7 protein-coding genes are annotated in these 8486 nt (G+C 70.2%); 1 reads left to right on the top strand and 6 read right to left on the bottom strand.

Going from position 1 to position 8486, the window contains the following annotated elements:
• Positions 1-108: 108 nt before the first annotated feature.
• Positions 109-666: a hypothetical protein gene (locus tag RDV89_RS17555; protein ID WP_315735113.1), complete on the bottom strand. Its 558-nt coding sequence runs from the start codon at positions 664-666 to the stop codon at positions 109-111.
• Positions 667-819: 153 nt separating this feature from the next.
• Here RDV89_RS17555 and RDV89_RS17550 point away from each other — a divergent pair, with 153 nt between their 5' ends.
• Positions 820-1626 (top strand): hypothetical protein, encoded by an 807-nt coding sequence (locus tag RDV89_RS17550; protein WP_315735112.1) that lies wholly within the window; start codon positions 820-822, stop codon positions 1624-1626.
• 124 nt (positions 1627-1750) lie between these two features.
• Here RDV89_RS17550 and RDV89_RS17545 read toward each other — a convergent pair whose 3' ends face one another.
• The 5 genes from RDV89_RS17545 to RDV89_RS17525 form a co-directional block, all read right to left on the bottom strand.
• The gene (locus RDV89_RS17545; protein ID WP_315735130.1) at positions 1751-2890 is read right to left on the bottom strand and encodes a VldE C-terminal domain-containing protein; all 1140 of its coding nucleotides are present in this window, start codon (positions 2888-2890) and stop codon (positions 1751-1753) included.
• Positions 2890-4380: a putative type IV secretion/conjugal transfer ATPase gene (locus tag RDV89_RS17540; RefSeq protein ID WP_315735110.1), complete on the bottom strand. Its 1491-nt coding sequence runs from the start codon at positions 4378-4380 to the stop codon at positions 2890-2892. The genes RDV89_RS17545 and RDV89_RS17540 overlap by 1 nt, the downstream gene beginning before the upstream one ends.
• A 78-nt stretch (positions 4381-4458) precedes the next feature.
• Positions 4459-6057, bottom strand: a complete 1599-nt coding sequence (locus tag RDV89_RS17535; protein ID WP_315735108.1) for an SCO6880 family protein — start codon at positions 6055-6057, stop codon at positions 4459-4461.
• Positions 6054-7553 carry a TrbL/VirB6 family protein gene (locus RDV89_RS17530; protein WP_315735106.1) on the bottom strand — a complete coding sequence of 500 codons (1500 nt, stop codon included), beginning with the start codon at positions 7551-7553 and terminating at the stop codon, positions 6054-6056. Before RDV89_RS17530 ends, RDV89_RS17535 begins: the two co-directional genes overlap by 4 nt.
• Positions 7550-8467, bottom strand: coding sequence for a hypothetical protein (locus tag RDV89_RS17525; RefSeq protein WP_315735104.1), 918 nt, complete (start codon positions 8465-8467; stop codon positions 7550-7552). The genes RDV89_RS17530 and RDV89_RS17525 overlap by 4 nt, the downstream gene beginning before the upstream one ends.
• Between the last annotated feature and the right edge of the window lie 19 nt (positions 8468-8486).

The following is an 8486-nucleotide window of genomic DNA, read 5'->3' as shown; positions in this document are numbered from 1 at the left end:
CTTCACACCTCACCCGGAGGTCTTCGTCATCCTCCGACAGACACGCCGTACCTAACGTCCGTGGTCAGTACACCTAGTTCCCTGCGCCGCGCGCGAAAACGAATCCCGTCACCGCTCTCGGACGTGTCGCTCGAACTCGTGTCGTTGCCGAGCCAGTTCGCCGGTCGCACGAGCGATCTCGTCAACATTCGCCGGCCGCTTCCCTAGGAGGATCAGGCGAAGGTAGCGGCGCGTTCGGTTGCCGGACTTGCTGTTGTACGCAGTCACGACATCCATTGCCGCCGAAACCAACTGCTCCGCCGCAGTTCTGGTTGCTGCGTCACTGAGGAGCCGCACTCTGGCGGCGGCGTGCTCTAGCCCGATGGCCTCGGCGACCAGTGGCTCCGAGAACCGCGCGAGATCAACGGGCGCCATGATCCGGAAAAGCCTGCCGACACTGCCACTGAGCGAGCCGATCGCTGGCGCGACAATAGAACTCTGCTGTGCTCGCAGGACAACGGCCGTCGCTCGAGCGATCAACTGCTCGACAGCCTCCTGCTCACTCTGCCGAGTTGCTTGGCGCACCTGATGCCGCATCTGGAAAACGACGGCAGCGATCGCGGCCGACGCGCCAATCACGGCACTGACCATCGAAGTCCCTGCAGTGAACCACATCGCGATCGACATGACGGGCAAGTTAGGCGGAGGCACCGACAGTAGCTAGCGACGTATCCCTAATCTGGGGACCAGATCCTGGCGACGGTGGTCAAAGGCCCTGACCGAGGGGACGCTCTCGCTTAGCCTCGGCCTTTGAGCCGAGGAATCCCGACTGGGGAGCACATGGACCTCGGTGACCTGCCAGCGCTCTGGGCCCAGGTTGAGGCGCTCCATGATGAAGTCGTGAATCTCCCGCCGCCATTGTTGATGCGAGCGTTAACGTTGCGAGCTTTCGATGAGGCGAAGCCAGCTGGTGTGCGGGCCTACATGGCAGTGCACCGCCACTTGGGCGTCGCGATGGACAACCACTATGCGCTTCGCCATCTGCTCGAGCACTATGCAGCAACACTGTCGGCTCCGTGGAGCCTCTTGCGCCCGACTCTCGAGGCGGCGTTCCGAGCTCTCTGGATCATCGATCCCGAGTTGAGCGGGGAGCGCCGTCTTCGCGGGTTTCAGTCCGAAGTGTGCGACGCGGCCGAAGGCGACAAGCACCTGCGGGAGTTCGAACGCGTTGCGGAACTGAGGTCCCAGGTGCTCGATTCTCTGCGGCGAAGAGCGGAGGGGCCTGATCAGGTGTGCAAGAACGAAGCCAGACAGCTGGGTGTGAAGTGGCCGGTTGTCACAACCCGGGTCAACCTCGTGCGGGATCTCCCAAGACTGAGGCCGGTGATCGCAGAGGAGGGAGATCTCTTGGGCCCCTGGCTCATCTCTCAGTGGCGACTGATGTCCGGGTTCGAGCATGGGTTGGCCTGGGCGATGATGCGGGGGTCGGATTCCGAGCCGCGGCTCAAGATCCCGGGCGGTCAGGAGATGGTCCTGACTATCAACGACGAGGCGTTCGGGAACGCCAGCAAAGCTGCCATGTTCTTGCTGCGTCACGCACTCTGGCGGCTGCGCTACCTGCACATCACGGGGCCCGCACTGTCGTAAGGTCCGCCAGCCCAGTGTGGGCCAATACGGGTGGTCGGCGACCGCTGCGGGGCGCTCTGGCCGAGGTGGCCTCGGCAATAGCCGAGCAACCGCGGCGGCAACGCCGTCAGCGAGCACGGCAAGGTCATTCGGCGACTGAGACGTGAACGTGGTCGAGATGACGCAATGTGTCCCCGCCGCCGCACGTGCTCTGGTGGTTCGGATGGCAGTAGGCACGCCACCCCTCATCGGCGCGGCCCGCACTCCAGACCTGATCGTCAAAGATCACGTACGTGACGCCGAAGTGCGCGGCGTTGGCCTGGATCCAGTGCGCGATCACCCAGCCATGAGCGTTCCCGGCGGCGGTGTCGTAGTCGTCGATCATGACGTCGACGGCGCGGCCGTTGGGGTGGTCGGACGCATTGGGTCGGCCACCGACACCACTCACTCGATGCGGACCGAAGACGGTCAGGGTGCAGCGCATGACCGCAAGCGCGTTGGGGACGAGGCCCTGTTCCGCGCTGCCACCGGTAGCTGTGCAGTTCTCCGGCACCCCTACGGCGAGGCCAACCGGGATGCCTGAGCATCCGGCGTTCGCGACGACAGCCTGCCCGCTTGTCTCCTCGTCGCTGACGGGAGCGGACATCGGCTCAGCGCCAGCCGCCGGCCAGAGCTCCTCCACCAACTGAGTCGCTGCGGGCTCCCACTTCGCGTACGCCTCCGGGAACCCGGAGCGCTGCACGGCCTGGGCGGCATCGGTCAGCGAGAGGTCCTCCCAGCCGCCCACGTCAACGAGTCGCTCGAGAAACATCGTGGTGGCGTACGCGATGTCGCGGACCTGGTCAGCAGTCCCCCACCCCTGCGACGGCCGCTGTTGGAACACACCGAGCGAGTCGCGGTCGCCGTAGTCGAGGTTGCGTAGCGACGACTCCTGCAGCGCAGTCGCGAGGGCGACGACGCCGGCGTACGGATTCTGCGCCGTCGGCTCGAACGCTCGGACGGCGGCGAGCACCTCGCGTGCGACCCCTACCTGCGCAGCATCGAGGTCGACATCTGCGAACGTCTCCCCTGCACCGACCCGACCGCCTTGGCCAGGTGCGCACGCGACGGACGAAGCGCGCGGCGCGAGGCTCGCCCCACCCGCCCCCGCGAGCAACGTCAGCATCAGCACGGCCATCCCCATCGGCGCGATGAGCACCAAGACCACGAGCGCCCCAGCACCGCGGCGTACCCGCGGGTCCTTGGCAGCGGCGGCGAGCGCCAGCGCGGCTCCGGGGCTGGCCATCACGCCACCCCCGTTGCGCCGCCCGGACCGGGAACATCGGCGACTGCAGCGTTGGTGAAGGTGAGCTGCTGCTCGATACCGGTGAGCAGCGTCTGGACCTTGAAGCGACGGTCGCCCACCATCCACAGCGCGCGTCCCTTGGCCTGCATCGCCCAGTCGGTGACGAGGTGCTGCTGGCTTGTCGTGAGTCCGAGGAGCTGGCGGAGCTCGGCGGCGACCTCGGCGTCCTGGCCCATCAGGATGCGGATGTCCGAGAGGTGCAGGAGGTCCTTGGCGATCTGCGCGGCCTGGCTGCCGACGTCTCCGGCGGACAGCGGGTCGGACGGCTTGTGGTAAGTCACGATCTGGATGTCGCCGTCGTTGCGCGACAGCCGCAGATTCGAGTCGAGCGCCTTCACCGCCTCGACCGAGAGTCGGGTCTGAAGCCACGCCTCGTCGCGCAGCACGATTCGCCGGTCTCCAGGCGCGACGAGCTCGCGCATGCCCTGTCCCCACGAGTTGAGGCACATCAGCGCGATGCCGACGGCGGTCTCGTTTCCCTCCGAGTGCAGGTCGCGCAGCGACAGGGTCTGGATCGGTGCGCGCCAGTCGGGCGCGAAGGTCGACGGTGCGTCGAACATCCCCGCGAGGGATCCTTCGCACAGTGCGCCGAGGGCGTCCCGCAGGCCGCGGGTGGAGTCGAAGAAGGCCTGCCGGGCGGCGTACCGGCACGTCGCGATCAGGTCGTCCGACGGGTTGTCGAGCGCGTGCCACACCATCGGGATGGTGATCGCGGCCGGTGTGCTCCGAGCGACGTCCCAGCCGGCGACGTGGCGCAGCACGTGCGAGAGGACGCGCTCTTCGGTGGGTCCGAACGGCACGCGTTGCGACCCGATCAGCCCGCGCAGCAGGGCGAGCCAGCGGTTGGTGAGGACGGCCGTACGCCGGGCGAGCTCGCCGCGGTCGGCGGTCGCCCAGCCGTCCGCGAGGGGTCCCAGGTCGAGGGGGTTGATCCGGCCGGGCAGTCCCGGTCCGATGCGGAAGGGTTCGACGCCGAGGGCGCGGGAGAGGTCCTCGTACTCGTTCTTGACGTCGCCGAGGATGAGCGAGCGGTAGCCGAAGCGGGTCATGCGGAGCAGGAACGCCTTGACGAGGGCGGACTTTCCGCGTCCGGGCTTGCCGAAGATGAACACGTTGGGGTTCGTGACTGCGATGGCGTCGTCGGTGACCCAGCCCATCGGGTCGCAGAAGAACGCTCCTCCGGACAGGACGTCGAAGCCCATCGGTGCCCCCGTGGGTGGGAGGCCGTCGCCGGCGATCAGCGGCCACAGCACGGGCGTCTGCTCGCTGGTGAGGTCCCACGACGCGAACGGCGCGAGCGTGGGCGCCCACCCGTGACCTGCGGCGCGGGTGCCGCGGCGGCTGACGAGGCGGCCGAACTGCCTCTCGACGCGGGGTGCGGGCGGTGGGGCCGTGCGGCGGGCGAGCGGTACGCCGGTCTCGGCGACCAACGTGTCGAGCGACCGCGATCTGCGGTCCGCACGCAGGCGAGAGCGAGGGCGAGGCATCGAACGTTCCTCCCTGCCGGGTCAGTGACGACCGCGGGGCAGGCCCGCGCCGACGGGGATGGCGGCCACCGCGAATGCGGCGTCGTGCGCGCCGTCGAGCGGCAGTGGCGTGAACCCGCACAGGCGGACCGACGCGTCGAGCCGGCGGGCGTAGTCGTGGACGTTCCAGTGCGCGGGGATCGTGATCGCCAGGGCGGCGTGGACCTGGACGAGCGAGCGGCCGCGTTCGAGCTTCTCGTCGGTCTCGAGCACATGGCGCACCGCGTGGCGGTCGCGAGCACGCTCGTCGCGACCGAGGCGGTCGTTGATGGTGCGTCCCATGGTCGCGGCCATCGCGTTGTTGCCGGTCCGGCGGGTGGCGGCCTTCTGCGACATCGGCCGGTACACGACCGTGAGCGCGCGCCGCTCGCCCATCTGGGTCGGGACGAGAGCTCGGGCGAGCGCTCCCATGACGGCGCCCTTGCGTGGAAGCAGGATGGTGGTCGCGACGGACTCCCAGTCGCCGTGGCGGTATGACCGCAGGGCGGTGGACGCGGTCGCGGGCCCTGCGGCGGCGACAGGTACGCCGGGTGGGATCCACTCGTCGTGCGCGTGGTGGAGAGCTGCGTCGGCGAGAGCCGGCGCGTCTCCGGGTTCGAAGCCGGTGCGGATCGCGACGGCGAGGGCGGTGCTGACCAGCCACTCGACGCGGCTGCAACCGATGGCGCCGACGAGTCGGGCCTCGACCTCGGCGAGCAGCCCGTAGAGGACGTTCGCGCGGCCCGCGAGTCCGCGCGTGCCGCGGCGTACGGCAGCGCCCAGGACGTCCTCGCGGACGACCACGCTGACGTAGGCCTCCTGCCGCATCGCGGCGCCGGCCATCACCGTGTCGAGCTGCGCGTGGATCTGCTCGGACAACGACCCCTCACCGTCGGGCGCGTCGATCGGCCGGTGGTGGCGGCGTACCCAGTCCGCGCGCTCGGTGCCGTCGTCGGGAACGGTCCGCACCTGGACGGCGAGGGCGTGGATCTGCTGCCCGGCGGAGGCGGCTTCGAGGAGCTCGGCGAGACCGGCGCCCATCCGCCACCGGTCGGCCCCTTCCGCCATCCCGATGCCGGGGTGATGGACCCGCGCGGTGACCGACCAGGTGCGTTCAGCGTGGTTCTGGATGATCGCCGGGCGGTGTCCGGTGCCAGCAAGGGGTGGGCCGTCGTGGATCTGCAGGCCGGTCAGGATGCCCGGGAGGTCCGCCTCCTCCAGGTCCTCGACCGCGTCGACATCTCCCGTCTCCTCGGCGTCGCTGTCAGCCGAAGGGGCGAGCCGGCCGAGGTCGCCCTGCGCGGCACGCGAGGTCCAGCGCGTCCAGCCCAGCGCGCTGCCCACGGCGTGTCGGGCGAGTACGCCGAGCCACTGCGCCGCCGACCAGCCGCGCACCGGGACGCATACCAGCACCGCGACCGCCACCCAGGTCGGTGCGAGCAGTAGCAGTGCTGCCCATTGCCCGAGCGCCATGGCGAGCCAGACCGGGAACGCCGCGATCAGGACCAGCGCTGCCTGCGCGCCGGTGAGTCCCAGCAGCCAGCCCCGCCGGCTGCGTGCCGCGCCGATGCCGTAGACGTCGCCCATCTCCTGGCTCGTCACGGGATCACCACTCCCCCGGCGGCGTCGGCAGCTCCCGACGCTCCGGCGGGACCGGGCGCGACCGACGAGGGCGTCGGTGGGTCGTTCGCGACCCCGCTGCCCGGCGACGGCACGGAGGGGCCCTCCGGCGCTGAGGCCCGGCGTGCAGCTGTCGGTCGGGGTGCCGGGCTGGTGTCGTAGTAGCCGCCGTCTCCTACGCCGCCCTGGCCGTTGACGTCGACGAGGAGGGAGGCGCCGGTCAACGCGACGCGGCCCATCCCGCGGATCGTCGTACCGGCCGCAGCGCCGACGGCGCCCACGACGCTGAACCCGCCCGGCCCCTTGCGACTGCCTGACGGTGCGCCCTGCCACCGGTCGGTGGTCTGCGCGTCGGCTCCGGCCTCTCCACCCGAGCGTCCGTCGTCGCCCATCTGCATGGCTGCGCTCGTGCCCTGCGCACCGCTTCCGCCGTTGCGTCCGAGCAGTCCCCCGACCCCGCCGTTGGCGGCGAGATTCGCGCGGAAGGCCGCTCCTGAGGAGGTACCCGGGTCGACGAAGGCGAGCAGTCGGAACAGCACCATCGGGCAGAAGCACGCGAGCACCATGATCACGCAACCCACGACCGCCATCCCGAGCTGCGACTCCTGTGCGGAGCCATAGGACTCCAGCAACTCGGCCCAGTTCACGTCACCGCTGCCGGTGGCTCCTGCGATGACGTCCTCCGCGGCAGGGTCGGCGACCGCGCCGTCGGGGAACGCCGCGCGGGTGATCTGTACGCCGATCCCGAGGACGAGCGCCAGGCACGGCGCGATCAGCACGCAGGCGACGAACCACCGCAGCGACTTCCACATCCACGCCCGCGTCCCGTCCCCCAGCGCCCCGGCGGCCGCGATCGGCATGGTGGCGACGAGGATCAGCAGCGACGCCTCCCGCACGAGCATGATCAGCACGTAGCCGAACGCAGCGGGGATCAGCAGGAACAAGCTGCACAGTGCGAGCACGGTCGCGCCGACCGTGCCACCGATCCGCTCTGGCCACCCTGCCGCGGTCTCGTAGCCGGAGAAGTCCTCGATCCCGAGCAGCGTCTCCAGCAGCCCGCTCGTCAGCCCGGCGGACGCCACGATCAACCCGGCGCAGACCGCGACCCAGCCGACGACGACCGCACCGTACTGCACCAGCCCGACGAGCAGGCTCCCGAGATTCGATCCGTCGCGCCGCACGACCGCGAGGCCGATCTGCCCGAACGCGATCACCAGCGCCACTAGGACCGACAGCCCGAGCGTCACCCCGTAGAGCTGGCTCAGACCGGGGTCGGTCACGTCCGGCGTTAGGAACCGGTCGAGCAGCTGCATGATGCTCTTCATCGCCCACAGCCCGGCCGACCACAGCGCCAACATCGCCGAGGTCCACATGTCCGCGAGGCCGTCCTGGATCAGGCCGCCGATGTCGTCGATCGGATTCAGGTCGATCAACGGATGCGGCGCGCCCCAGCCGCTACCGGCGGTTCCGCGGCTCACGGCCCGACCTCCACGTCCGGTACGCCGACCCCCGCGCCGCCGTCTCCGAGACGAAGCGCGAGCTGGTCGAGCCAGAGGTAGCCCGCGTCGATCGATGCCGCAGTGCCGGGCCAGGTCGACGGAGCCGGCGCCGGCTCCGCGCCGGCGTCGATCACCCACCGCCCTCGGCCTGGGTCGTCCTCGACCCACGTCATGCGCTGGCAGTCCGCGACCGCGGTCCGATCGACACCCACCCGCGTCGTCACCGTCAGGACGTGCACGACGCAGGGCACGACGAACGCAGGCACGTCGCCGGTCCCGCCCGGAAGTGGGTTGTCGTACCCGTCGAGCGCGCCCTTGATCAGCCCCATCGACGGCGCGAACTCGACCTGCACGGTCGATGTACCCTCCGCCGGCGCCTCCGCAGCAGCCAACAGCGTGGCGACTGCCGCGACACCCGACCACGAGCTCGCGTCGGGCCCACCGGGCTCGGCCCACGCCCCGATGATGTCCTGAGCATGCCGGAGGCTCGTGCCCTCGAGCGCGGACCGGTTGATCGCCGCGAGCTGCGCGAGCGCGCCCTCGGCGGTCTGTGGGAACCCGGTCGGTACGCCGGCAGCGCCCACGCCCGCAGGCGGTGGCAGCGTGAGTACGCCGACCGCCTCCGCACTCAACGTGCCGGGGAGAGCCGCACTCGGCGGAACCGACGGCATCGGCGCCTCTGCGATCTCGTCGCGCGCCGCGGCCGAGTCCGATCCCGCTGCGCTGCCGCCTGACCGCGTCGTGTCGGACGGAGCCTCGGATCGATCCTCGCCACCCAGGAGGTCGACCACCGCGTAGGCACCGCCCGCGAGAAGCAGCAGTGAGCAGAGCAGTCCGCCGATCAGTACGACCTGCAGGCGTCGGCGGGTCCAATCAGGCCCGGGACGGTCCACTCGTCGCGAACGTTGTGCG

Origin of the sequence: Nocardioides imazamoxiresistens (assembly GCF_032378595.1) — a bacterium.
Taxonomy (GTDB): domain Bacteria; phylum Actinomycetota; class Actinomycetes; order Propionibacteriales; family Nocardioidaceae; genus Nocardioides; species Nocardioides imazamoxiresistens.
Note: the sequence above shows the minus strand (reverse complement) of the source record. Positions and strands in the feature narration are given on the sequence as shown.

Bases quoted from the DNA above. Each gene is read 5' to 3' on its own strand.
- RDV89_RS17555 (WP_315735113.1), bottom strand. From the start codon at position 666: ATGTCGATCGCGATGTGGTTCACTGCAGGGACTTCGATGGTCAGTGCC.
- RDV89_RS17550 (WP_315735112.1), top strand. From the start codon at position 820: ATGGACCTCGGTGACCTGCCAGCGCTCTGGGCCCAGGTTGAGGCGCTC.
- RDV89_RS17545 (WP_315735130.1), bottom strand. From the start codon at position 2,890: ATGGCCAGCCCCGGAGCCGCGCTGGCGCTCGCCGCCGCTGCCAAGGAC.